This is a genomic window from Salipiger abyssi (genome assembly GCF_001975705.1).
Taxonomy (GTDB): domain Bacteria; phylum Pseudomonadota; class Alphaproteobacteria; order Rhodobacterales; family Rhodobacteraceae; genus Salipiger; species Salipiger abyssi.
Window position 1 is genome coordinate 2003722 of sequence record NZ_CP015093.1, and the last position, 24601, is coordinate 2028322.

Consider the following 24601-nt stretch of genomic DNA (forward strand, 5'->3'; position numbering starts at 1 on the left):
AAGGACCGCATTGACGACAACGACGGGATCGTGAAGTGAAATTTGTATATCCAAACGATGACGATCGCATTCTGCACAATGCTGGCCATTTACCGTTTTCTGACGCAGAGTGTGATCGGCTTAAGGCGAATTTCAGAGGGGGCAGCATTGATCCCGATAGCGGAGTAGTTTGCGAGCCCGATTTTCCTCGACCCTTCACGCCAAAGATCTTCTGGGCCCAATCTGTTTCGTTGTTGTTTGTTCTGCCAGAATGGCGCGACGCGCATTGCTTCACCTTACCTGATGTCTGCAAGGTTGGATGGCTGGTGACGGACACCCGCGGGACGTACTTGGCCTTTGATCTGAAGGTTCTGCAGCAAAAATTTCTGGAAGCGCTGGATTTTTCGAAGAGCGCATTTGACGCCATAAAGAGTGCGTCGCTTGACCGGGAAGCTGGACCTCGCGTGGTCTCAAGCAGCAATGAGGCCAAACGCATGGACGACCTTGAGGCAGCGAGGCCCGGCAGCGCGCCGTTGCGCTTGTGGCTTCCAAGAAAGGCGCAAGTGACGACCAAATGGAATTGGTCAGCGGTGGCGTTTGATGACCTTTTGTTTGTTCGGAACGACGTTGACCGTAAGCGCTGTCTGCGCCCCACGCGGGATCAGCTTGCCGGGTTGAAGTTCCAGGGCAGGAGCTCGTCGATCCTGCTGGCCGGGTGACCGGCGGCGATGGCCTCGAGGGTCGCCTTCAGGTAGGCGAAAGGCTCGACGCCGTTGATCTTTGCGGTGGCGATCAGGGAGGCGGCGCGAGCCCATGTGCGGCCGCCCTCATCGTGGCCGGCGAAGAGGGCATTCTTTCTCGTCAACGCGATCGGTCGGATCAGGTTCTCGACGGCGTTGGAGTCGATCTCGACGCGGCCATCGTGGAGGAAGGTCTGCAGGCCGGGCCAGTGGCGATGGATGTAGGTCAGCTTCTCGCCGAGCCGGGATTTTGCGGAGACGCGAAGACGTTGCGCCTGCAGCCAATCGCCGAACGCGGCCACGAGGGGCGCGCTGCGGGCCTGTCGGGCAGACAGACGCTGGCCGGGGCCCATACCGCGGATCTCGGCTTCGATGCGATAGAACTCGGCAATCCGGCGCAGTCCCTCGGCCGCAATCTCGGAGCCGTCGCGGTCGAAGACTTCCTTCAGCTTGCGGCGAGCGTGTGCCCAGCAGTGGGCAACCGTGATCGGCGCGCCGCCCTTGCGGGAGGGGCGCGTCAACCGATCGTAACCGGTATAGCCATCAAGCTGCAGGATTCCGTCGAAGCCCTGCAGGATCTGCTCTGCATGCGCCCCTGCGCGGCTGGGATGGTAGGTGAAGACCACGCCGGGCGGGTCCTCTCCGCCCCATCCGCGGTCATCCCGGGCAAGCGCCCAGAGGTAGCCGGTCTTGGTTCGGCCACGGCCTGGGTCGAGGACCGGGGCGGTGGTCTCGTCCATGAACAGCTTGCCGGACGACTTGAGATGCTCGGTCAGCCTGTCGACCACGGGGCCGAGATGGAAGGCTGCTGTGCCGGCCCAGTCCGCCAGGGTGCTGCGGTCGATCTGGATGCCGGAGCGCGCCAGGATCTGGCTTTGGCGGTAGAACGGCAGGTGGTCCGCGAACTTGGACATCAGGACATGCGCGATGGCGCCCTCGGTCGGTAGCCCACCTTCGATCAGCCAAGGTGCTGCTGGCGCCTGGGTGACCCCGTCCGAACAGACAAGGCAGGCATACTTCGGCCGGGTGTCGACCAGGACCCGGAGTTGCGCCGGGATGATGTCGAGGCGCTCGGTGCGGTCCTCGCCGATCCGGTGCATCCGGCCGCAGCCACATGGACAATCGAGGCTTGCGGGTTCCAGGACACGCTCGATGCGCGGCAACTCGGCAGGCAGATGGCCCAGGTTGCGACGCCGTGCCGGGCGCGGCGTGGCCGTCGACGGCGCAACCTGCTCCTTGCGGGTCTCGACCTCGGCGACGGCGGTTTCCAGGTCCTCGAAGGCCAGCTGTCGGTCATCATCGCTCAGCTTCTCGGACCGCTTGCCATGCACGACATGGTTCAGCTCGGCCACGAGATGCTCGAGCCGCCGGTTCGCGTCCTTCAGCGCGTCACGCTCCTGCAGCACCGCCAGCACGGCGGCGCGCTGGCTTTCGGGGATCGCGGACAGATCGATGGGTGGGGCGCTGGACATGCGCAGATCATACCGCGCCAAATGCGCCGATGCCCCGTCATTCGTCGGGGCGAGTCACTCTGCCACAGCCGGCCGACGCACCTCCAGTGACCGCACCCGGCGCCAGTCCAGGCCGGCAAACAGGGCCTCGAATTGCGCGCGGTTCAGGGTCATGGCCCCGTCGCGGATCGCCGGCCAGGTGAAGGTGCTTTCTTCCAGCCGCTTGTAGGCCATCACGAGCCCACTGCCGTCCCAGAACAGGATCTTCAACCGGTCGGCCCGCTTCGAGCGGAAGACGAAGACGGTGCCGGTAAATGGGTCCTCGGCCAGCGTCGACTGGACCAGCGCTGCGAGACCGTCATGGCCTTTCCGGAAGTCCACCGGCTGTGTCGCCACCAGGATCCGCACGCCCTGCGAGGGCATCAACATGGATGCGCCTCCAGCGCGTGGACTATCTCGGCAATCCGGGCCGCGGGCGCATCCTGTGCGAGCTCGATGATGACCGAACCCCGGACAACCCTAACTGGCGCCTCGGCGCGGTGCCGCTCGGGCTCGGGGGCCGTCGTGGTCTCATCCCGGACGACCAGAGGTGCGAAAACCGGCTCATCGATCTCGACCGCAGGCAGCACGAGCTTGCCATCCTTGGCCAGCCGCCGCCACGCCGTCAGCTGGCTCGGCATGATCTCGTAGCGCGCGGCGACACCTGACACCGTCGCCCCAGGCTCCAGGGTCTCGGCCACCGCCTGCGCCTTCACATGATCCGGCCAGCGCCTCTGCCCCGAGGCGAAGACTTCAACACCAAGCGCCGTGAGGAACGAACTCTTTGCGAACATTGCGAAACGCACTCCTTTTCTTTGGATGCGTATCAACTCGCAATGGCTGATCCCGTCGGCAATGTGGGGTGGCGACACCGTTTACCGTTGACCTGTCGAATAGCGGACTGGAGAAGTCGGCAACCGTGATTGAGGTGACAACCTTTTAGCGGGCAATGGCCGCGACGGCTGTCCGTTCAAATTAGGGTTTTCTTACATGATCTTTTAGGCTGCGCGTCTCACTCAAAAGATGCTTGAAACGACAGGTGCACCACCACTGGCACCTGCGCCACGCCGACAGCATCTCGCCACGCCACCTTTGCCAACTTCGGCAGCCCCTGCCCATCGCATGGCTCCGTCCAGCGCGGCGGGTCGGCGCGGGTGGGTGTGCCGTAGTAGCGGATGGAGAGGGCGTGGGTGTCCGCGCTCAGGGTGAGGGTTTGGGTGTCGGTTTCGGTGATCATGGACGTGCCGCTTATGCAGAGGGTGAGTTTGAGGGGCGCAATAGAGCGGACCCTCTCAGAAGTGGTCTCACACGGCCTATCTGTTCCGCGTTCACCTGTCGTCTGTGCTGCTGACCTTGATCCCCCCAGACCATGCTGCACGTCGCTATGGACGCCCGGCTCGAGGATGCTGCACTGCGGCAAATGCCCACCCATCGAACGGCAGATCAGGGCCGTGCGCGTCAACCTCGTGCTCTGGCCTACTGATGCAATGGGCTGACTCGCGTCAGACCTCCTCAAACCAAGGGTAGCGAGCTTCCGGCACCACGAGTTCTATGTCGTCTTCAATGTCCACATAGAGATCAACGGCCCATTTGCGATTATGTCCCATGGCCGCGCACCAAGCCGCTACGATAGCGTCCCCCTCATGATCTGCTTCCGTGGCGGACACCGCGTCGTCATAGATCTCGCGGATCGCATTCTCGCCGGATACGCGGAGCAACAGCTTGGGGTGGCTTTCGTAGACGGGTAATCCGAGCCGCTTGGCCACAATCGCACCATTCAAGGTCATAGAGCTGTATAAGGAGTTCTGAGCAACAACCGAATTGCCGCCATATTTCCGTCGTAGCGCATCATCGCAGGCCGGCCCGCCCTTAGGTGACCAAGCCAAGAGGGTATCTATGCCGAGTGCAACCGCTGTTTTTGCATAGTCCTCGAACCAAGACAGTGCCTCGGCAGCATCGCGAACGGTAGCCTTGGCCACGACCTCAGGTGCGTCAGAAACTACCCGAATGGCCGCTACACCGTTTTTGCCTTTTCCACCGGGGTCGTAACCAAGAAACACCGTCATGCCTAAGCCTTATCATTGCAGCAGTTGGATCGTTCGCATCATCTGCTACCTTCCCTTTTCCCTTGGGCGAAGTTGCTGGCAAGGGGCTGAACGTCAGGTTTCAGATGCTGCGCCGCAGCTTGTTTCCTATCAAGGAAAGGCAGCTCAGGGCCGTGCGCAAAGGCCGCTGCAGCCCGCCAGCTGTTTGCCCCTCTGCGCCGCCGCAGGTCGGACAATTCTCCCGGTAGGTGAACGGCGCGCTGCGACGACGAAAGGCGGCTTCTCGCTCATCCCGAATCGTTCATGAATAAGCAACTGATTGCGCAGGCGGGCGAACTGGTTGGCGCATGATGACCGCTACGCAGCCTTGTCTCGGCACCAAACGACAGATTGGTCAGGCCAACAAGTCGAAGCTCTGACCATTTATGAGAATGTCGATCTCTGCCTCGGCAGCGCCATCGATCAGTGCCCACAAGATCTGACCGGTGGGCTTGTATATCACGAAGGCCTCGGCCACGCCGGCGGCGCCCGCGTTTCCAGTTTCGGAGAAATTGACCTGGAAGTCCGAGGCGATCGCCGTTCCGCCATACTGAAGCATGTCGCCCTCGGCGTGGGAAAAATCCTGAACCCAGTCCGAACCATGACCTTCAACCCCAAGATGATAGAAACGGTCCGCGCCGGCCCCGCCATTCAGCCGGTCGTGACCGAAGCCGCCATTGATGAAGTCCATCCCGTCGCCACCGAGGATTACGTCGGACCAGTTCTGGCCAGTCAGCACATCATCGCCGACGCCACCGAAAATCGTGTCGACGCCCGCACCGCCATCGATGGTGTCATTTCCGTCATCACCGCGCAGTTCGTCGTTTCCGTAGCCCCCATTCAGATAATCGTTCCCCGCGCCGCCATAGATCCTGTCCGGCCCATCCTGCGGTATATCGGCCCCCATCCTTCCGCCGTAGAGGACATCATTGTCGTCCCCGCCGGCGAGGTGATCCGCTCCTGCCCCACCTTCGATCGTATCGGACCCGGAGGTGCGTCCACAATTGTCGTCGCCGAAGATCAAGTCGTCAAAGGCACTGCCGATGATCCGGTCATTGCCATTCTGCCCCATCACCGTCACGCCCTCTGGCTCGGCGGAGAGATCGATGACATCGTCACCATCTGTCTGGCCGAACACCCGTGTTGCATTGATTGTCCAGCCATAGGTCTCGGTAAGGATGGTATAGGCTGCAAGGTTGCTGAAGTCCGGCGCGCTCCCCAGCTCGATCCCCGTCGGAATCCTCGTTTCGCCCGGATCGAGCCTGGACCAGCCTTCAAGCGTCGCGTCGAAATCCGCAACGCTCATAGCGGAATTGTGAAGCATGTATCGGGCATTGACCAGGGAGGACAGGTCCCAATCTCCAAGATCGCTGGTAATGTGCATGCCTTGCAGCATGTGCGACATGTCGGTCACCTGACTGACATTCCAGTCCCCGATGTCGATGGCAGAGCTAACGCCCAGGAACATTCGGGACATGTCTGTCACGCGGCTTGTGTCCCAGTCGCTGACTTCAGGATCGAAGCGCCAGGCAAACGCGAACATCCCACTCATGTTGGTCACGTTGCTCGTATCCCAGCTGCTCAGATTGGCGTGAACGAGGCTGTAGTTGTTCTCGAACATATGGCTCATGTTGGTCACGTTGCTCGTGTCCCAACCACCGATATCGCCTGCGAAGCTCCTCGCGTCCCTGAACATCGACCCCATGTCGGTCACGCTGCTCGTGTCCCAGCTGGCGATCTGCACCCCCTGGAATGACGAAGCCCCGAGGAACATCCCGTTCATGGTCGTGACGTTCGATGTGTCCCAATCGCCGATGTCCTGGTTAAAGCTTGATGCGCCGTAGAACATCCCGAGCATGCTATTGACTGATCCTGTGTCCCAGCCGCCGATATCGACATTGAAGTCGCCGTTGTTCTGAAACGTCCTCTCCATCGACGTGACTGCGCTCGTGTCCCACGCCGCGAGATCGGAAGGGATGGGCCGCGTAGAACCGCCCGCCCCGACACTGAAATATTCGGTGAGATCATTGGTCGGTGCGGTTGGCATCTACAGCTCTCCATGGGTGCGATCTATGATTGAGGGTACTAATGGCCCGTTGTCGACGGTACCCGCATAAGGGGTAGGCAACGGGCACACTCGTGTAAAGAGAAAGCGCTTTGCGCTCTTGAGATCGCGGAAATTGATGCACCCGATACTGACTTGAGACCCGACTCTTCTCCGAATTTCCGGAAGGTCGGCAGATTGATTTCTGAGGCTACGCGGCGACGCCAAGCGGCAACCTACCTTGCGGACGCGGACGACGCGGTACTCGAGGCGGCGCCGATCGACCGCGAAAACTTGACCAAGCGCTTCGCGACCTTCGTAAATGGGCGCCGCAAGCCGATGATTGCAGTGCAAGAGAGTACCGGAATCTCGGCCTTTTAAGCATTTTACGGCTGAAAAGGAACTTCGTTCTTTTCGAAGCGAAAGTCGCTTCCATCCGTACCCCGATCGTCCAATGGCCTCGGGGTGACAGTCGGCTTTATTTATTTGACGATTCGATGTGTAATCGCGTTAGCGCTAGCACCAGTCACGCCCTATCAAAGTTCAAATGTCCGCAGAGGGCCGGAAGCGACAAGTTGCTCCGCCAGGGTGGTCGCGCAGCAGCGCCGCGTGTCCGCTCTGACCTGCCACTGAACTTTCATCCAGCTGCGATTTGAGCCCAGTTGGTCCATATTTGATCTTGGCTTATAGTCGATCAGCAGCCCAGCTCTGTGTCGCTTGCTCTTTAACGTCACGGATCTCAGCGCTCGACGAAATCTGCGCCGCCTTGCTGCCGCGCAATGGTTCGTCATGAAACAAATAGACTCGGGATAGGAAGTGCCCAAACTCGAGCGAGCCCTCACCGCTGCGCTCACCGTTTCCGCTTGTCGAAACCACGACGCCGCCGCCCCAATCCTGCCCGCTGTCGTTGTTCGGATTGTAAAAATAGACCCGCATTATGCCGGACTGATCTTCGGCGACGCGCAAGATAGCGATGGCGTGCCAGCCAATGAACTGTTGGTTCGGATCGGTGACCGCGATGCCTGCGGGTTGCGGGTGGCTAACTGGGCGATCGCCATTGTAGTGCGGGTGATAGGCGGCAAAAAAGCGGTGCAGGAAATTGTCGTAATCCGAAAGCTTGCCGGTAGCGACATCCACCGCCACGGCACAGTCTCGCGACACCCACCAACCGTGAAACTCTGGGTTGATCCAGCGATGAGGATCACCTTCGCGCCCGATGCAAAGCTGCCCCATCTTGGCGTAGATTTTGTCCAAATGCGCCACCAACAGGACCGAGACCGGATCTGCGTCGATCGGACCAAAACCTGCCAGACCCACGGGCAGATGCGCCGAATTGATGTCGGTGCCTTCGAAATGCATCAAAATCGCATCGAACTCCGACGCTTGGTAGATGATATGAAGCAGGTAATCGGGCTCGACTTGGGACCACATGGAAATCGCGCGCGCCGACTGGCAGGTCGGGTTCGCTCCCTGGCCCACACCCAGCGGCTGGCCGATGATCTGCAGCACACCCGCAAGAACATGTGTTTCGGGGGACACGAGGTCGCCGAAGCCCATGCGGATACGGTCACGGGCGGAGCCACGCACCTTTTGCTGCAACTGCCGTTCCAAGGCCGGGACCATCGGCGCATGGTGCAGCACACCACGTTCCAGCATCAATGTCAGGCCATAGATCGCCTGCGGCGTCGACAGCGTGACACCGGCACGGATCAAGTCCTCAATCAGGCGACGATAGTGGCGCCAGCAGTCCAGACCGGTCGTCCCGAGGCCCAGCGTTTCAGGCACAAGGGCGCGGTCGCTGTAGTCCAGCACGTAGAGCAGAAATGTCACGTGGTAGTCCGAGACGAGACCGGTATCGTGCATGGCCCGCGCGAAGCCCATCGCCTCGCGCGAAAGAGCGGCCTCGTCGAAATGCGCGATCCGTTCGCGGTATGCGTCCACACCCGGATCGTCCAGCGACGCGACCGTGGGGCCAAACAGTGCACTGACGAGACGCTCCGCCCCCAAACGCTCGCTACCCGGCTCGGTCCCATTTTCGTTCAGGGCGATGGCGATCTGCACGATCATGTCTTTGACCACGCCGACCTGAATGGATCGCTGCTCCAGAAGTCGCCAGATTTCCGTCACCAGCACGCCCAGTACATCCGTGAGACCGATGTGCTCTGAGATGAAACGCAGAATGGCTTGCTTTTGCTCCTGGCGCGCGCCCAGAGCCCGCGTCGCCTCGTCCGACTGTCCGAATATATCGCGAACGTTGAGGGCCAGCACCTGCGTCAGGAAATGTCTCGCGTGGTCCTGATGCAGGTTGCGGTGTCGCATGGCGCCTGTAGCGACCGCGAGAAAGCGAAACAGGCTTGCGACTTCGAGGGCCACGAGGTCGGGTTCTTCGGCAAGCAGCGTATTGCCTGAGATTTGCGGGCGCAGCGCCTCCGGCGCATCCCAGTCCGACCCGACGAACAGCCCGGCAAGGTCCATTGCCGCGGCACGGGCAAAGATCACGTCGATCCCGCCGTCTGTCTGCAACAGCTGCCCGACCACTGCCAGAACGGCCTGTTGATGGGCCAGCTTGGCCTCCGGCTCTGCCGCCTCGAGCTGGTCGATCGTGACGTCCAAATCATGAGACAACCGGGCGTCCTGCGCCCGGCTGTCGATAGCATGATGCTGCTCTTCGTCGGTGGTGTTCATCACACGTAAAAATCCAATTCTTCCTGCGCCTTCAGCAGGTCACGCAGTTTTATCGGATCGTCCCCCGCAAAGAAGACCAGCCCCCAATGCGTGCCGAAGGCGGACCGGTCCGGGACCGTCTCCTCTGTCGGTGCGACCAGTTCATGCGACTCGAAATACGGGTGCTCCGTGGTTTCCTTGGGCATCTCGAGTTTACTGACGACACGGCGGCGCGGATAGACACCAAAACAGCCCGCGTAGCACTTGGCATCCTCGACCGCACGCGGGAAGAAGGCGTCGACCTCCTCCTTGGTGCTTTTGGGGTCGAAAACGAGTATGGATGCCTGATAGGCATTAAAGCCATAGGCGCGCTCGATCAGCTCGAACGCTTTGAAGCCCGGCGGGCGATAGGCGACCTCACCGAAGTACATCTCCCCGTCAGAGGTGACGAAGTACTCAGGGTGGATCTGGCCGAACTGGATATCGAACGTCTTGATCAGCTTCTCGATCTGTTTGGTGATCGCTTCCCGCCAGCTTTCGAGTTCGTGGGTGGCTGGCACGAAGACGGAGTAGCCCAGCGTCACGTATTCGGAGATGTTGAGAAACTTGATCTCGCCGTCATGAATCCAAGCCTCGACCGCGAATTCCCAGCCGTCCAAATGGCTTTCCATCAGCAGCGGGTACTCTTCTTCGGGAATCTTGTCGATGTCTTCGATGTCACGGATCATGCGATGCCCCAGACAGCCGGCCTTATCGAAGGCCTTGACGTGTATCGGGTCGCCCGGGTCGCCATCGAGCTTGAGCAGCGTCTGGTTGACCCGCTTCATGAAGCGGATGATGTCGTCTTTCTCGTAGGCCTCCTCGAAGATCCCGACACGGATGCCGCCCAACTGGGCGCGGCGCTTCATCAGGGCCTTGTCGCGGAACAGGATGGATTGCCCGTACATGCGCGGCTTATCCATGAGCACTGCGTTGATCGCACCCGACCACTCGACGGTCTCCTCGAACAACGGGATGGCTACATCGACACCATCGTCCTTGAGCCGCTGGGCGATTTCCACGGACTGGTCGTTGAGCCGTGCGAAGTCCCACGGAATGAACGGAATGTTGTTGGCCTCGCAGAAATCCGCGGCCCAATCCGGCGCGACCACGACGTAGCGACGGTCGAATTTTTGGGCGGCCTTGATTGCGTTCACGCTCCAGCCGAGCAAGGCGACATAGCCTTTGTTCGGATCCTTGGGAGTTTCAGTTCCGCGCACGGAATCCAGCGTAGGATCGGTCCAGCCCGAAAGAACCTCAGCTGTCGGTGTTTCAATTTTCTTAGACATTAGCAGGCCTCCATAAAGGTTGCGCACTAAACTGACGCCCTGATCGGCAGCACAGTAGTCAACATGCAGATGTTGACTGAGACCTAACGTCCCAAGCGCCTTTTTCCAGCCGGGCCGCCCCGGCGGCGGACGGACCACGTCACAAACGGTGAGGTGCGCCTAGATTTGTAGACGCTTTGCCCCCTTACTTTGAGCCGAGGAGGCGACCATGGGGACAGCACGATCCATGCCACGACTGCGAGATGTCCAGCTGAAACGGGCGGAGCGCTGTCGGTTAGTGCGCTGGCCACGGAGGTCGAAGAGGGTGGGGAGCGGACCTTCGCTGCGCTCTAGACGAACGGCAGCGATGCGCAGAAAGCCGACGCTCATAGCGCGTTATGACTGGTCGTCGGAAGGAAGCGATACATAATTAAATGGAATTCAGAAATCTCCAAAACATCAAATTTCACAGTAGATTTGCAATGGGCAATCTGGACCTATTAGAAAAAATATAAAATCATTACTGTCAGAGTGTTTATTGGGGGGGGCTATTTTTTCACCTCGCTACCAGCTTCAATAGAAGCGGTGGGGTCATAAGAGATTACATGCGTAATCTCTTCCTTCAGTTCAGTCGGCCTGCCCTTCAAGATATACGTGCAGTCTAGATTTCTGGCTTCTTGCTCCACGTCGGGGTCCCTGTGCACCGAGTAAATTATCACTTGTCGGCCCCTGTAGCCTTGATTTCGTGCGTGCCAAGCTACATGTAGGCCGGGATACTTCTTGTATACAGTCTTGGTCATGCCAGGGCCGCTCTGAGGTGAGGTTGAAATAGGGACGTTCAGATCTAGAATTAGAGTCCTGTAAATCTCCTTTGATATTGCCCGAAGCGCGCTATCAGCGTCGGACGCCGATATGACCTCGAAACCCTTGGCTTCCAAGAAGTCTACGAGCCATTGGATATTAAAAATCTCGTCATCCATCAGGACGATAGTATCTGGCTTAGTTGTGACGGCCATCGTCTTCCTCTCCGTCTGGAATTTTCAGCGTAAAAAGCAATCCATCTCCATCGCGCTGTACGGACATGGAGCCATGAAGACGCTTCTCCATCAAGAATTTGCATATATAAAGCCCAAGGCCGGTGCCTGAAGCGATAATATTCCGTGCATTGCCACCTCTAAAGCCAAGATCGAAAATTTTCCTGATCTCAACCTCTGAAATCATCGATCTAGGAACGCTCCGAACGGTGATGACCGCGTCTCCAGTTGAAGATTGAATCCATTGTCTAATTTTCACTTGACTATCTGAAGCGCTGTATTTTACTGCGTTATCGAACAGGTTCATTAGAACCTGCCTCAACGCCTCAGGATGTCCTGGTACCTTATTTTGTTCTCTTTTGTTCAAAAGGTCGATAGATATACCTTTTGCGGCACCTTCCTCTTGATAGTACATCGCAGCCTCAATAACCACTTGAGGCAAAACTATTTTTCTACTCGGGCGATCCGCCTCGTATTGTGTCGAGGATAGATAGGCGAGATTCCTGACCAGAGTAATTACGCCCTCGAGTTGTGCGCGGGCAGCCTTCGTTCGTTGAACTCTGCGGCCCTCTCCTATGGTGCCATCAACCAGATTATCCAGTGTTCCCGCAACTCCATTTAATGGGTTGATAACCTGATGCGTGAAATTGGCAAGCAATGGTAGGTCGATTTCGAAATCTTCGTTGCCGTCATCTGTCATTCACTGCCCTCAACTGAAAGAAGACCTGTGTAGCGCTGCATATTTCAAAGGTGTCACATCGAGCTAGAAGTAGGATCGGATTAAGAAAAGAGAGAGCGCTTTTGTCAATTTGACCTTTAGGGTTTAGAGCGCTGAGCCGTAGTGAGCCATCGGCGACACTACATTCAAGGGCTTCCGCTTGCACGAGATGTCGAACTGTCGCTGCAATAGTTCTGAAGCTCACCTCTTCGGGTTTCCCTAAGTCTCCCTGAATCGTCAGCCAGGGCCAGTCGGAAACATTATCTAGGGGAACTCCTTGAGAAAACCAGCCGTATGTTTTTAGATCATCCATTCTCTTGTCGAAAAGTTCGACCAAAGCTGATGCTGCCGTCAATGGGAGCTCCGGGCTTTGATCGAATGCGAGCGCTCCGTTGGCCGCCTGAACGAGCTTTGATAAGGCCGATATGATATCGAATGATGTACCGCAGCCCTTCACAGTGCTTCCTAATAGACCGTGAGCCAACGCTACATTTTGATGCAGGCGCAAAAGAGCAGGGAAATCATAGCCCCGCCAAACCCTAATCTCAGGCCGCCGTCGTTCCGTGTTCCAGCGTGAAATCTCAGTTTCACATTGCGGTGAAGGTTGGGAATTTGTTACAAGAAGCAAAAAATCCGCCCCGTGAGAATCTGCATATGAAATCTTTTTCCACAACGTGGGCCAATCTACGGAACTGGAATAATGCTTGCACTCAATATACCAATTTCGCTTCGTGTCTGCACCGGTCAAGTCTGAAAAATTTTGCTCTGCCTGGATGTCCCTTCCACCATCGGCACCCGGAGTGCGCCAAATAACATTTCTAAATCCAACAGCACGAACTAAGTCTAATGTTAAATTTTCAAATTGCGTGGGAGATAAGTCATTTATCCGACTGACAATGCCCTCGTCCGAAATTGAGCTCATCATATTCCAACCTTACTTCTGAAGATCTCTCTTGAGCCACTCTTCCCCATCAGTCGAGCGTAGGGGTCACAAACCCTCCTAAGCCAAGTTTTGTCGAAAAGCCAGCCATGGATAGGACCCACTAAGGTGTCGAGCGTCCGCCTTTTTTGAAGGCGCAGTCAGTTGCAGGCTACTGCTTGTGGGAGTTTTCTGGTTCAGCAGGCGCTATGGTCCAGTTCAGAACGATCCGCTCTCCGGACCCGCAAGAAGAGCGACAGAGAGATTATGCTGAAAATTCCGCGCTTCGTCCGAAGAACCGGAAAGGGCTGGGACCGGCCATCTGCTGCGTCTGGCACGAAGGTCGGCTCTGGGCCGGCCGCGATGGACCGGCCCCTAGCGCTTAGATTTCTACCGACTCTGCGATCGCGAGCGCATCCTCTAGTTCCACGCCGAGGTAGCGCACGGTGCTGTCCATCTTCGTGTGGCCAAGCAATAGCTGCACTGCTCTAAGATTGCCGGTCTTCCGATAAATCTGCGCAACCTTCGTGCGACGCATGGAATGGGTACCATAGGCGCTCGGCTCAAGACCGATGGAGACCACCCAGTCCCGGACGAGGCGAGCATACTGCCGCGTCGAAATGTGCAACCGTTCGTGGAACCGTCCCGGCCAGAGATGCTCCGACCCGACCATGAGCGGGGACTCGAGCCAGGCTCCGATTGCTTTCCGGGTCCCTTCGGTAATCTCGAAGCTTACGGGCCTGCTTGTCTTGCTCTGAACGATCGCAGCGCGGTGCTTGACCTGCCCTGCAGCGTAGACGTCGGCGACCTTGAGGCGTACCAGGTCGCAGCCTCGCAACTTGCTATCGATAGCAAGGTTGAAGAGCGCCAGTTCTCGGGTCCGATGGGCGATCTCCAGTCGGACCCGGATCGCCCAGACATGCTTCGGTTTCAGCGGGCGTTTTTGGCCGACGATACGGCCTTTGTTCCAAGCGGGCCGGCAGGCACGGATTGCTGGCAGGTTGGCGGTAGACATAGCGGTTCCTCCACTCCGCCGGTCCCACCACGTCTTCGGCGTTTCGCCGACGGTCAACTTTACCATCGATCTGCGGCGAAAGTCGGCTCCGAGCCCAAAGCTACCCATGCTGCGCATCGTACCAATGCCTGCTCTTCGGAGCACGGCCAAAACGTGACACAATCAGAGGTGGTTTTTCCAAGGGTTTGTGCCACAAGTTTTCTCAAAGCCTAAGGTTATGACCCCCTGAGTGACAGAAGCGGCCGTTTTTCTCGATAGTGGTTCGCTTCGAAGTTCATCGAGAGCACTCGACAGGGAGCTTGCGCTTTCGTACCCTCTAAGTCGTCGATTGACCTACGCAAGGGACATCTGCTTGGCCTATGTGATTGTTGGTGTCTCAAGCAAAACTGGACACATCCATCGTCTCGCTCCGATGAAAGAGCGCGGCGAATATTAACTGACAGCACCCGATCTTACAGCAGACGAGCGGAAGCGCGAGGCCAATTACACTTGGGTGGTAGATACTGAGGAGGCCGTCCAGCTTATTGAAGATGAGGGTTACTATGCGCGGATGCAGAACGTCGAGAATGATCAAACGCCTGATTTTATCGCCAACGAGTTTATCAAGGTTTTCCGAATCCCCTAGGCTGTGCGGAGACTCCAAATGAAATGCCTTCAAATGGTGGCCCTGAGCATCCTGCCAACGGTAGCGATAGCTCAGAACCTGACGACGACTGTCGAAACCACAACCGTGGTATCTCAAGAGAATCTAGATTCCGCCAGTCTTTCTCAACTCACATCTGCAATCCGATCCTTTAATGGGAAGACCGTGCACTTCAAAGGTCATCTATTATATAATTCCATTTCTGAGGAAGAGTGGTGGCTCGCAACCGACGATGGATTGACAATCAAGATCGAACTTGATGACGGCCGGCAAGTAACGCAAACCGCGAAGCGGTGTCCGAGCATCTTTGGCTCGAATGACCGCCAACAAGGCTGCCCGGTATCGTTGGATGTCGAGCTCGAAATAGACAGCATGTATGATTACATCATTTCCCTAAAGGGAATTGGCTTCAACGTAACCTTTGAATAATTATAAGTCAGCCTGCTCTACGTAACTCGACACCTCTTACCTGCCCTGGGCAGTAGTTTCGGACAGTATTCTGGCACCGGCCAGAAACCACTGTTTTTCCCTATCTCTCGAAAGCCGCCATTAGCGCAGCCTCAGCGAAGGGTTGCTTTGTCCCGCCCTGCCGACCTTCGCCCATGACAGATGCTGCGCCATGCACGAATGGCCGCTTCGGTGACGATGCGGTGCCGCATCGTCGGTCGCTTCGAACGGCAGGTCTGGGCCGTGAGTGTCAGGCAGCGGGAGGCCGGAGGGGCCATGCGGTTTGTCTGCTTCAGCAGTTTCGCCACTGCATCTAGAGATGACGGTCAATTTGCCAGTTGCTTACAGACAAAGTCGGCGCGTGATGCAATGTCGGCACGCGGCAGTTCAGTGATTTTGTATCCGAGCGCGGTGTAGGTCTCACGCATGACGGCACAGGTCGCTTCGGCTTCGGCGCGAGTCTGCTTGCGTTCGGTGTCCTGTGCGAAGATGTCATCCCAGAATGGCGCCAGGAAGACGCGGGCGTTGTAGCGGGCTGCCTTGGCCGCTGCAGCGACGTGGGGCGGCACGGGGAGGCTGCATAGGGTCAGGTACCCCATGATGTCGGGAATGCCTCGGTCGAAGATCACGGGGCCTGAGAGCGTTTGTGCGGCGCTGTGGGCGCGCAGGTCCCGCTCCAGCATCCGTTCGGCATAGGCCATGCGATCCGCCCAGGGGAGTGCATCTCCGCCGCGCGCCATCTCCTCGCGAATGACCGCGCGGCCGGATTCGGGAATTGTGTGAAAGCCACGGCGGGCAAGCTCGGTGATGAGGCTGGTCTTGCCCGCACCGGGGCCGCCCGTCACGACGAAGAAATTGTCGCTCATCGGCCATCCTCGGGTTTGACAGGGGAAGGGCTGCGACGGGATCAACACGCCGACAGGCGCGGATCGAGGCAGCATGAATTTTCGCAGGGAAAACAGCACCGGTCTGCGCGGCAGAGGCAAATCCTCTGACGAAAAGGGCAGAACCATCTGGTGTTTTTCAAGGGGTGGGAAGGGGCACGTAGTTTTGCCTCTTGGTGTCAAATTTTCCCTTTGAAATCAGTGTGGAAAAATCCCCGCGAGACGCTTGAACTGCCTTTTCTGTCAGATAGGTTTGCCTCCCAGCGGTCATGAAAAAGCCGACCCGAAGGTCGGCTTCTGATGCGGAAATCGTCTCGCTTCAGATCACGTCGCACCATCTGAAGAACCGCTGGCATTTGTCTCCGATCCGCAGTGGGCGGACGCCATAGCGATAGAGTTCCTTGCTCAGATTGGCCGCGTCGCGATTGCGGCTGTCGGCCAGCTCCGTTAGGGACACGTGGTTGGTTCGGAAGTGCTCCACGCTTCTGGCGCAGACCACCCGCCACCTGCGATGCTTCGCGTCGGAGAATGGCAGGATGTGGTCGATGTGCCCACATTCCAGAAGGGCGCGAATGGTGCGCGTATCGGTTTTCAACCGCAGGCTGGCTTCGCCAAGGGACAATGCCTCGTCAGCCGGGATGGTTGTTGTCTGCCGGATAGCACGGATGGAGACCGACAGATCGCCAAACCTTGCCTCGGTTGGGGCGGAGGCAAATAGAGGTAGGTGATTGTCCAGGACGCACGCCACGACCTCCGCCAGAGATGTCTGGCACTGAAGCGCCGCTTCCCGGAATGGCACCGCATCCTCCGGCGTTTTCGCCCCTGGCTTTGCCAAGCTATTCAGCTTCTTCAGAAAACCAGTGACCTCGCCTTCGTCAAAATATGATGCGCCTTTCGGACAGGCCGGAGCATGAGATATGAGCCCTTGCGCCCGCAGCAACCTCAATGTTGCCAGTGTCATGCCGAGGATTTCCCCGGCACGCGTCGCCGCGGTTGCGGGCGTATGGACCCGCTGTTCGGGTGTCGGGACGCCAAGGATGATGGAACCCTCGGTGACGGGGAAGTTCGACCAGATGTATTCGCGAACGCTGTCGCGGATGATGTCGAAGGCAGGATCTTCGTCGCGGTCCCGCAGCCAATTATAGAACAGCCCGAACCGGTGACGATGAAGACGGGCGTCAATCGGCGTGAGGGACTGTATCTCGCGCAGGGTCGCCAGTATGGCATCCAGTCCGTTTCGCATTACCGCGTATCCGGCATTTCCCGCCCGTAGCCAGTCCCGCGCCGAGATTTCCGAACGCTTCGCGTCAGCCCCCAAGATCATCAGCGCACCTAGGTTCTCGGCGGTCTGGGTGGCAACATGGATTGGGAGATCATCGAACCATCCACTGCCCCGCCCCGTGCCGATCCGTCCGGCAAGCCAGGTTTCGAGATGCCGCTCATTCTCGTCCACGTAGGTGGGCTGCGGTGGCAAATAACCCTCCAGAAGGCGAACAATATCGAACGCATCTCTGCCGTGTCCCAAGGATACCAATGGCTCCAGCAGGCAACCATGAAGGTGGCAGGTGCGGATACTCTCGAGCTGCCAGAGGCCAAGATGAATACCTGAAGCGCGTTCACGTTGCTGACGCGCTTCGGAGATGCAGACTGGACAGACCCGCGCGTTCGTCCTCTGCAAGCATGTGAACTTCAGGTGGGCGCAACCCAACTCGAACCATCCATCCCCCATAAGGCGCGGCGACCAGAATTGCAGTATGCGGTGATCCGCCCCGCCCAAGGTTGCCAAACGCTCGATTTCAGCCGGGGCGCCGTTCATCAATTGGCTGTAGTCGATGCCGACATCCGAGCAGAACGTCACGAGGCGCCGGACGCCATTGCGCCGCGCCAGGCGCGAGGCAAAGGAGGCCGCCGTTTCGCCCGGAATGCACGTCACACGAAGAGGAAGGCGTTTCACGATCATGATCTCCGTGCCCCCCTTGCAAACACTTGACGGGCATCGACGCGATAGAAATCCGGGATGATGAATGGGTTGAACTCGTCATCACAGGACGTGCGCAGTTGATAGGCCCGCATGAAATGCGAGCTGGACAGGGCTGTTTCTTCCTGCAGAAACGCCTGTTCGATGGCTTCAAGGATCAGCTCGATCACCAGCCCGAACTGGTTGGCCGCTGCATGTATCAGCCGTTCGCCATGTTCCAAGCCCAGAAGGTCTGGTGCCGGTGCCAGCTCTGCCCGTTCGCAGTAGTTCTCCAGCAGGTCGAGCACATCGTTTGCATGTGCCGCAGGCGTAAGGCTTTCGAAATGGACGGTTTTCATCCGGCGGGCCAGTTGGGGATCGTGATTGAGGATATCCTCCAGTTCTTCTGTGCCGGACAGGATGATCCCGACGGGCCACTCGTCGTCGGTCATCAAGGTTTTCAGCATGGAGGCGACAGAGTTGAGCTCATGTTTGGTGCCGCGGGATGCCAGATCCTGTGCCTCGTCGAGGTGGACGAACAGCACTCGCCGTTCGCGCAGGTGATGGCGGACCAGATCCCAGATGTACCAGGCCTGCCGCTCGGAGCTGATCTGATACCCGAGGGCGCGCAACAGCGTCTGCCCGACGAATTTCAGCGTCGCTGGCGACGGCACGCGCAGACTGATGATCGTGGCATCTCCATGCCCTGCCGTATCCAGCCGCCCCCGCTCTGATTTCAGGAGATGCGCGATTGCAGCACTTTTCCCGGCGCCCGATGGCCCCGAAAGCGCCAGGCCATGGGCCTCGTTGACCCGCTCCGTCTGGATATCGGCCAATCGTTTCTCAGCAAGTCGGGAAAATACCTGTTCCAAGGGGGTGAACCGATCATGGCGGATGAAATGATCCCGCAGCATCGCAATGCGCAGGACGGTTTGATCAATGTGATCATTCGTCATCGTTGAATCTCCAACGGTTGCGGCGTTCGCGTTTTTTGGAATGAGCGTCATCTGGTGCGGCGATGTTTTGCGTCTCGTTCGACGCCGTCCCGCGCGGGCTGATCTGGATGCCGTCCGCCAAAGGATCAGACGACGGGGAGATATGCCCCAGACGCTCGGCGTCAGAACGGACCGGATAGCGCAGGGCGGCCTGACTGCGCTCGACATCCGCATCGGTCACATGGAACGGGGTCAATTCGCGCAGGGCAAAGGCGCGCCGGTTGGCCTCGGAAATCCGTTCTATGGCCCGCAAAACCACCGGAGCGTCAATCAGGGCATCTTTCCGATACTTGTGCCGGATTGCCCGCATCCCCTCGCGAAGTTGGTCGTAGCTGACGCCCGCGAACCCCGATTGATTGGCAATCGCAGGATACCATGTGGCGCCGACCTTGACAGCGATCCAGCCGATGTCGCGCAGGTCAGCCCGTATTTCGACTGACCGTTCCGGCGAGTGCAGAAACGCTTCCCGCAGTGCGTCGCAGCTGTAGGTCAGGCCCGAGAACATCACGCCGTCTCCCCTGAGTTTGCGGGACAAGGGACGCCCGAAGGCTTTCCTCAGCGTGAGGCCATCCGGCACCGGCGCCGGTGCCGTGTCATGTTCCGCAACGAGCCGGGCCCAGGCCGCGTTCGGTGTTTCGCCCTTGAGGGAGCCATGCGGCTGGTTGTGGTAGATATCGACGATGTAGGTCAGCAGGATCGTGATCAGATCATCGTCGCAGAGGCAGGCCAGTTGCTCGGACGGATAGTCGCCACGCTGGACCGTATCGAAGAATGTGCGCCCAGCCAGCAAAGGCATCAGCTGGTGCCCGAGCGTGCGGAAGAAGGACTCGATATGACCGCGCAACCACGGAAGACCGGCTGGTGGCAGGTGTGCCGTTACGCCCAGGGATGTCACGGTTCCCTGAAAATCATCGGAGACGAAGGCCGATCCCATGTCGGTGACAAGGGTGCCGATGCCGCCGTGGTGGCGCCAGGTACTCTCGCAGCCCGCGGCTTTTGCAATCGGTGTCTTGTCCTCGAAAATGTCTCGCAGGGCGCGGATTGCGTCGTCGGAATTTGGTGTCTCTGCCAGGCGCATGGACACCACGCATTTCGTGGCGCAGTCGATGGCGATGTAGAGCCAGCGGCGACCGCTCTCGAAGCGTTCCTGGCGCTCTCGCGGCAGATGATCCCAGATGCCGCTCAGGGTAAGCAGAGAAATGACATCAAGGCGATTTTCGTCCATCTCCACGCGCTCAAGCGGATACTGGACATCGGGGCCGCTGTCGAACAGGGTGAAGCGTGAGGCTGCCGCAGCGGCGCCGTGTCTCTTGGCATAGACGTAAAACGGGTCCGCCATGTCGAGGCGACGCCGAATACTTGCCGCAGACGGGATGGCCAGAGCCTCCGCCCCGGCGTCCACCCGCCGCTTGTTTTCCGCCTCGAACAGCGCCACGTTTTCCTTGATCGCTTGTGTCTTCGTCGGTCTCTGCGTGTCGGCATAGGTCTCAATGACCTGGTTCATCAGGGCCTCGGCGCGAGGACACCATCGCGGAGCCTTGTTGCCTGACCTGTGGGTCGCCGGAATAAGCGCCAAGGCGGAGAAGCCAGCTTTCTCGTACTTGCGGACCCATTGAAACAGTGTCCTGCTCCCCGGCAGCTGTCGCGTCACGATGTCGGTTCCGGGCTTGGCCGGTCTGCGGGTCTCCGGCGTTTCCCCGAGGAGGCGCTGAACCTCCTCAGACAGTTTCGCACGTCCCCGCGCGAAGCCGTCATGGGTTCGATTGATGTCCCCGCTCGCAGAAAGTGTCAGAAACGCATCGCAGACGGCTTTTCGCCAGAGCGCCAGACGCCTGACTCTCGGCGGCAATTCACTGATCTGCTGGACGGGCTGCCCACGACGTGCTTCTTGTGACGCCCGATCAAAGTATGCGGGGTAATAGCTGGTATCGGGGCGCCGTATCAGCTCGGAAAGTTCCTCGTGCGAGAATGTCTCGGTGATCCCCGGCTGCCCGACACGCTCGAAAATGCCGCCACTGCTGGTGATCTCCACCGGCCGCATTGCGACGCCTGCTGTCGTGATCATGTCGGATGGTAGTGCCCCGAGAGATGGTGTAAGAGCGCCGACCTTCGGAGAGGTTCAAGGCTGATCAGGTCGCCACGGCGGACAGCCTGACGGTTGTAGTGTCGGTGACACGCGCCAGGCTTTCAAGCGACATGTATCTCCGCGCAACCGTCCATTCGTCATTGGTCTCGAGCATCAGCGCGCCGACGAGACGGACGATGGCCTCGTCGTTCGGGAAGATGCCGATGACGTCAGACCTGCGCTTGATCTCCCGGTTCACCCGCTCCAGTGGGTTCGTCGACGCGATCTGGGCCCAATGCTCACGTGGAAAATCCATGTAGGCGAGGACGTCGTCGCGCGAGGCGTCCATGAGGGCGCCGAGCCGCGCCTGCTTCTCGCGCAGCGCGTCAGCCACGACCTCCCACTGGGCTTCGGCATCCGCCTTGTTTTCCTGGGCGAAGATCGTCTTCAGCATTGCCGCCACGGCCGTGCGCTGCTTGGTCGGAGCATGGGCAAGCGCGTTTCTCATCCAGTGAACGCGACAGCGCTGGTGCGTCGCGTCGAACACCCGCCGCGCGGCAGCCCGCAGCCCCTTGTGGTCATCGGAGACCACCAGCTTCACGCCGCGCAGGCCACGGTCGGCGAGAGAGCGCAGGAAGTCGGTCCAGAACGTTTCTGCTTCGGATGGACCGGTGGCGACGCCGAGAACTTCGCGCTTGCCGTCCTCGTTCACAGCTACCGCTATTATCACGGCGCGGCTGATGATCCGCCCGCTCTCGCGCACTTTCACGTAGGTCGCGTCGAGCCAGAGATAGGGCCAGGCGCCTTCGAGCGGCCGGGAGAGGAATGCATTCACCCGCTCGTCGATTTCGACACAAAGGCGACTGACTTGGCTCTTCGACATGCCGCCAGCGCCCATCGCCTTCACCAGATCGTCTACGGAGCGCGTCGAGACCCCGTGGACGTAAGCCTCCTGGATCACCGCCACCAGCGCCTTCTCAGCAGTCCGTCGCGGCTCCAGGAAGCTGGGCAGGTAGCTCCCCTTTCTCAGCCGCGGGATTTCCAGCGCGATCCGACCGGCACGAGTGTCCCAGTCGCGGTCCCGGTAACCGTTTCGCTGAACCTCCCGCAGGGGAGAGCGAGCGCCCTTCGCGGCACCGGTTCGCGCCTCGACCTCCACTTCCATGATCCGCTCGGCCGCGAAGGCCAGCATCTCGCGCACGAGATCGCCATCGGCCTGCTTCGCAACCAGCTCAATCAGCGTCATTCTGTCATCGGTCATCGTCATCTCCGTTCTTGGTTCAAGGTCTCGCAACCCGAACCTTCTCGAAGATCGGCGGTGGCCGCCAGCGTCACACCCGGCCGCGCGCTGCGCTACGCTGGGGGCTCCGCGCGCGGCCTCCTACACCAAGCGTTGGGACACTACCTGTCGGATTTCGAAAAACGGAAGCGAATGGTCATTGCGCCACCTCCGCCAGTTGGGGGCGGGTTCTAGCGAGCTTGCGTGCCGCACCTGCGGCCTTGGCACGGTCGATATGTTGCTCGGTGACGAGCAGGACCCGGTCTGCGAACCGTTTCGACACGGCCGTTGCGATGTTTTCCAACTGGGAAACGAAGTTGAGGTGGAGCACCCGCGACATAGGCTTGATCGCCACCGCGATGCGCTCCCCGCTGGTCAGCGTGATCAGGAAGTCGAAGACGTGGTGCGAGGGACGACCATCGGCGCCGGGAAAGGAGACGGCAGGCGGCTGTTCCTGAATGTTGTGAACATCGTCACGCACCAGCATGAGGCATAGGAAGGCGTATTCGAGCGCGCTCTCGAACTGGATGATGCGCGGGCGCGGGAAGCCTGGGAGGGCGGCCACCATCGAGCCGCGCAGGCTCCCCTTGGAACGGCGCGCAATCGGTCGCGTCGCGTGGCTCGGCTCCGGCCCGCGGTAGATCAGGTTCTGTTTCATGGTGATCGGAGCGCACCTTTCTCGTGTCATCGGCCCACAGGGGCCGAAGACAGGAGGGCGCGATCTCCCCCTTTCTTAAGAATGAGTTGAACTGCCCTGCCGGACGGCTGTCCGGCAGGTTGACTTTGAGACCGACTCGGGGGATGAATATGGCGTCGGCTTCAAACGACACTCTATTCAAAAGGCCTTCCTGTTGGCGCAGGAGGGTCTTTTCCTTTGTCGGGGTCAGGTTTGCTGTCCGGTGGGCTCCTCCTCTGCTGGGTACCTGTCAGGAAAGAGTTCTTGCGGTGTCATACCGATGGCCTCGGCCAGCGCCTTTTCGATCTTTTCGGACCTTCTGAGGCCTTGGCTCACCAACGTGACCGATGAGCGAAAAACATCGAGCTCGCGCGCGATGGACGCAATGGATTTGCCGCGCAAGCGCAGTTCCATCTTCAGACGCTCATGAGGTGCATTGATAAGATCGGGCATCTCTTCCGCAAACATGATTTCCTGACTTCGTACCCGGAAAGGAATCAGGCGCTGATTCGCGAGTCAATAAATTCTTTCTGGCTCAATGTGTTAAAAACTCCGGTGGAATTCACGACTTTGAAAGTCATGGGCTTAAGTTGCCAACTTGATGCGAGATGAGAAGATGGCGTTTCCAAAAAACTGCATCCGGGTGCATGGCGAAAACATCATTGTCTATGACTGCGGCCACGGCCGGATCATGCATCACGCCGACCTGCTTCGGGCGATGGAGCGGACGCGATCTCTGGCGCAGGTCAAAGAGGCGTTCCCGGCCAGCCGCCGAAATCTTCTGGATGTGCTGACCACGTTCGGCTTCGACTTCGATCAGTTGCTTGCAGAGCAGTTTGCCGAAGGCTTGGCGGACACGAAACTTGCCGAGCTGCACACGGTCGACGCGAAGTGGATTGCCAAAAAGCGCGTCTCCTTGGGTCAGGCGAGGCAACCTGGGCGTCCAGCTGCTGACCGTTCGGATCAGGAAGTCATCAGGGCATACGAGAGCGCCGGAAGCTATGCCGCCGCAGCCCGTTCCATGAAGCTCGATCAGCGAACATTCAGGAGGCTGTATCTTCTTGCAAGGTCTCGGACGGGCCAGAATGTCGGCTGAGCCGGGGGACAACGTCTCCGGCCTCGATGCCTCAGTCGGACGAGGACAGAATCCGGGCGACAACTTCGGGTTCGGCTTCGTTCAGGCGTAGCAGCAGATGGGCCGCTCGATCCGGTCGTCGCCGTCCCTGTTCCCAATCTCGGATCGTACTGAGGGGAAGGCCGTAGCGTTCGGCGAAGCGGCTTTGTGACAAGTTCTGAGCCTTGCGGATCGCTGCGACGTCAACCGTGGCAGGCTCGAACTCCGCTGCAGGCTCAAGCCTGCCCTCGGCGATAGCCAGGGCCTCTTTGACACTCGTGACCAGTTCGGTTTCAATTGCCATGCTGCACTCCCGAGGCCAATTCTTGAGTTTCAGAGTGTACGGCATTGCCGTATTGGCGGCAATGGTTCCGCTTTACGATCAGGATTCATCGGCCTAGGAGCTCGACGAGCCAAGGGAAGCCTTCGTCGCTCTCATTCTGGAAAGATGCGTACCACCGCATCAGAAAACATGATCTGGCTTGGTGTGATTACGCCGATATCTCCGATCTTGTTCCAGAAATCGTGACCTGCTCCCCATAGAGTC

23 protein-coding genes are annotated in these 24601 nt (G+C 59.0%); 3 read left to right on the forward strand and 20 right to left on the reverse strand.

Annotated features, from left to right (window positions below):
* Window positions 1-35 precede the first annotated feature (35 nt).
* Window positions 36-698 carry a hypothetical protein gene (locus tag Ga0080574_RS13135; RefSeq protein ID WP_156876360.1) on the forward strand — a complete coding sequence of 221 codons (663 nt, stop codon included), beginning with the start codon at window positions 36-38 and terminating at the stop codon, window positions 696-698.
* Here the strand turns inward: Ga0080574_RS13135 and tnpC are convergent.
* The 12 genes from tnpC to Ga0080574_RS13200 form a co-directional block, all read right to left on the reverse strand.
* Window positions 641-2191 carry an IS66 family transposase gene (gene tnpC / locus Ga0080574_RS13140; protein WP_076695246.1) on the reverse strand — a complete coding sequence of 517 codons (1551 nt, stop codon included), beginning with the start codon at window positions 2189-2191 and terminating at the stop codon, window positions 641-643. The genes Ga0080574_RS13135 and tnpC overlap by 58 nt on opposite strands.
* Before the next feature lie 54 nt (window positions 2192-2245).
* Complete coding sequence (gene tnpB, locus Ga0080574_RS13145; protein ID WP_076695208.1) at window positions 2246-2599, reverse strand: IS66 family insertion sequence element accessory protein TnpB; 354 nt, start codon at window positions 2597-2599, stop codon at window positions 2246-2248.
* Window positions 2593-3003 carry an IS66-like element accessory protein TnpA gene (gene tnpA / locus Ga0080574_RS26955; RefSeq protein ID WP_076695206.1) on the reverse strand — a complete coding sequence of 137 codons (411 nt, stop codon included), beginning with the start codon at window positions 3001-3003 and terminating at the stop codon, window positions 2593-2595. The genes tnpB and tnpA overlap by 7 nt, the downstream gene beginning before the upstream one ends.
* A gap of 218 nt (window positions 3004-3221) precedes the next feature.
* A complete protein-coding gene (locus Ga0080574_RS13155) occupies window positions 3222-3446 on the reverse strand; it encodes a hypothetical protein (protein WP_076699865.1) in 225 nt (74 codons plus the stop codon).
* A gap of 265 nt (window positions 3447-3711) precedes the next feature.
* Entirely contained in the window at window positions 3712-4275 is a 564-nt protein-coding gene (locus Ga0080574_RS13160) for a DUF429 domain-containing protein (protein WP_076699868.1), read from the reverse strand.
* 373 nt (window positions 4276-4648) lie between these two features.
* Window positions 4649-6340 carry a BspA family leucine-rich repeat surface protein gene (locus Ga0080574_RS13165; protein ID WP_076699871.1) on the reverse strand — a complete coding sequence of 564 codons (1692 nt, stop codon included), beginning with the start codon at window positions 6338-6340 and terminating at the stop codon, window positions 4649-4651.
* A 681-nt stretch (window positions 6341-7021) separates the two neighbouring features.
* Window positions 7022-9022: a hypothetical protein gene (locus Ga0080574_RS13175; protein ID WP_076699876.1), complete on the reverse strand. Its 2001-nt coding sequence runs from the start codon at window positions 9020-9022 to the stop codon at window positions 7022-7024.
* On the reverse strand, window positions 9022-10329 hold the full coding sequence (locus Ga0080574_RS13180; RefSeq protein WP_076699879.1) for an ATP-grasp domain-containing protein: 1308 nt from the start codon (window positions 10327-10329) through the stop codon (window positions 9022-9024). Before Ga0080574_RS13180 ends, Ga0080574_RS13175 begins: the two co-directional genes overlap by 1 nt.
* Window positions 10330-10856: 527 nt before the next feature.
* Complete coding sequence (locus tag Ga0080574_RS13185; protein WP_076699882.1) at window positions 10857-11324, reverse strand: response regulator; 468 nt, start codon at window positions 11322-11324, stop codon at window positions 10857-10859.
* Window positions 11308-12042 (reverse strand): sensor histidine kinase, encoded by a 735-nt coding sequence (locus Ga0080574_RS25630; protein ID WP_083716844.1) that lies wholly within the window; start codon window positions 12040-12042, stop codon window positions 11308-11310. The genes Ga0080574_RS13185 and Ga0080574_RS25630 overlap by 17 nt, the downstream gene beginning before the upstream one ends.
* The gene (locus Ga0080574_RS13195) at window positions 12032-12982 is read right to left on the reverse strand and encodes a restriction endonuclease (protein WP_198039815.1); all 951 of its coding nucleotides are present in this window, start codon (window positions 12980-12982) and stop codon (window positions 12032-12034) included. Before Ga0080574_RS13195 ends, Ga0080574_RS25630 begins: the two co-directional genes overlap by 11 nt.
* A 379-nt stretch (window positions 12983-13361) precedes the next feature.
* The gene (locus tag Ga0080574_RS13200; protein ID WP_076699891.1) at window positions 13362-13994 is read right to left on the reverse strand and encodes a tyrosine-type recombinase/integrase; all 633 of its coding nucleotides are present in this window, start codon (window positions 13992-13994) and stop codon (window positions 13362-13364) included.
* A gap of 643 nt (window positions 13995-14637) precedes the next feature.
* Between Ga0080574_RS13200 and Ga0080574_RS13210 the strand changes: the two genes are divergently transcribed.
* Complete coding sequence (locus Ga0080574_RS13210) at window positions 14638-15066, forward strand: hypothetical protein (protein WP_198039816.1); 429 nt, start codon at window positions 14638-14640, stop codon at window positions 15064-15066.
* A gap of 344 nt (window positions 15067-15410) precedes the next feature.
* Here Ga0080574_RS13210 and Ga0080574_RS13215 read toward each other — a convergent pair whose 3' ends face one another.
* From Ga0080574_RS13215 to Ga0080574_RS13245, 7 genes are all read right to left on the reverse strand, one after another.
* The gene (locus tag Ga0080574_RS13215) at window positions 15411-15950 is read right to left on the reverse strand and encodes an AAA family ATPase (protein WP_076699898.1); all 540 of its coding nucleotides are present in this window, start codon (window positions 15948-15950) and stop codon (window positions 15411-15413) included.
* Window positions 15951-16287: 337 nt separating this feature from the next.
* The gene (locus tag Ga0080574_RS13220) at window positions 16288-17928 is read right to left on the reverse strand and encodes a TniQ family protein (protein WP_076699901.1); all 1641 of its coding nucleotides are present in this window, start codon (window positions 17926-17928) and stop codon (window positions 16288-16290) included.
* Window positions 17925-18881, reverse strand: coding sequence for a TniB family NTP-binding protein (locus Ga0080574_RS13225; protein WP_076699904.1), 957 nt, complete (start codon window positions 18879-18881; stop codon window positions 17925-17927). Before Ga0080574_RS13225 ends, Ga0080574_RS13220 begins: the two co-directional genes overlap by 4 nt.
* Window positions 18871-20985 (reverse strand): TnsB C-terminal domain-containing protein, encoded by a 2115-nt coding sequence (locus Ga0080574_RS13230; RefSeq protein ID WP_083716846.1) that lies wholly within the window; start codon window positions 20983-20985, stop codon window positions 18871-18873. Before Ga0080574_RS13230 ends, Ga0080574_RS13225 begins: the two co-directional genes overlap by 11 nt.
* A gap of 64 nt (window positions 20986-21049) precedes the next feature.
* Window positions 21050-22246, reverse strand: coding sequence for an IS256 family transposase (locus Ga0080574_RS13235; protein ID WP_076695235.1), 1197 nt, complete (start codon window positions 22244-22246; stop codon window positions 21050-21052).
* Window positions 22247-22421: 175 nt separating this feature from the next.
* A complete protein-coding gene (locus Ga0080574_RS13240; protein ID WP_237219379.1) occupies window positions 22422-22922 on the reverse strand; it encodes a Tn7 transposase TnsA N-terminal domain-containing protein in 501 nt (166 codons plus the stop codon).
* A 225-nt stretch (window positions 22923-23147) separates the two neighbouring features.
* Window positions 23148-23408 carry a helix-turn-helix domain-containing protein gene (locus tag Ga0080574_RS13245; RefSeq protein WP_076699907.1) on the reverse strand — a complete coding sequence of 87 codons (261 nt, stop codon included), beginning with the start codon at window positions 23406-23408 and terminating at the stop codon, window positions 23148-23150.
* Window positions 23409-23541: 133 nt separating this feature from the next.
* Between Ga0080574_RS13245 and Ga0080574_RS13250 the strand changes: the two genes are divergently transcribed.
* The gene (locus Ga0080574_RS13250) at window positions 23542-24036 is read left to right on the forward strand and encodes a hypothetical protein (protein ID WP_198039817.1); all 495 of its coding nucleotides are present in this window, start codon (window positions 23542-23544) and stop codon (window positions 24034-24036) included.
* Between the two features lie 31 nt (window positions 24037-24067).
* On the opposite strand, the gene Ga0080574_RS13255 is transcribed toward Ga0080574_RS13250, so the two are convergent.
* Window positions 24068-24358, reverse strand: coding sequence for a helix-turn-helix domain-containing protein (locus tag Ga0080574_RS13255; protein WP_198039818.1), 291 nt, complete (start codon window positions 24356-24358; stop codon window positions 24068-24070).
* Window positions 24359-24601: the final 243 nt, after the last annotated feature.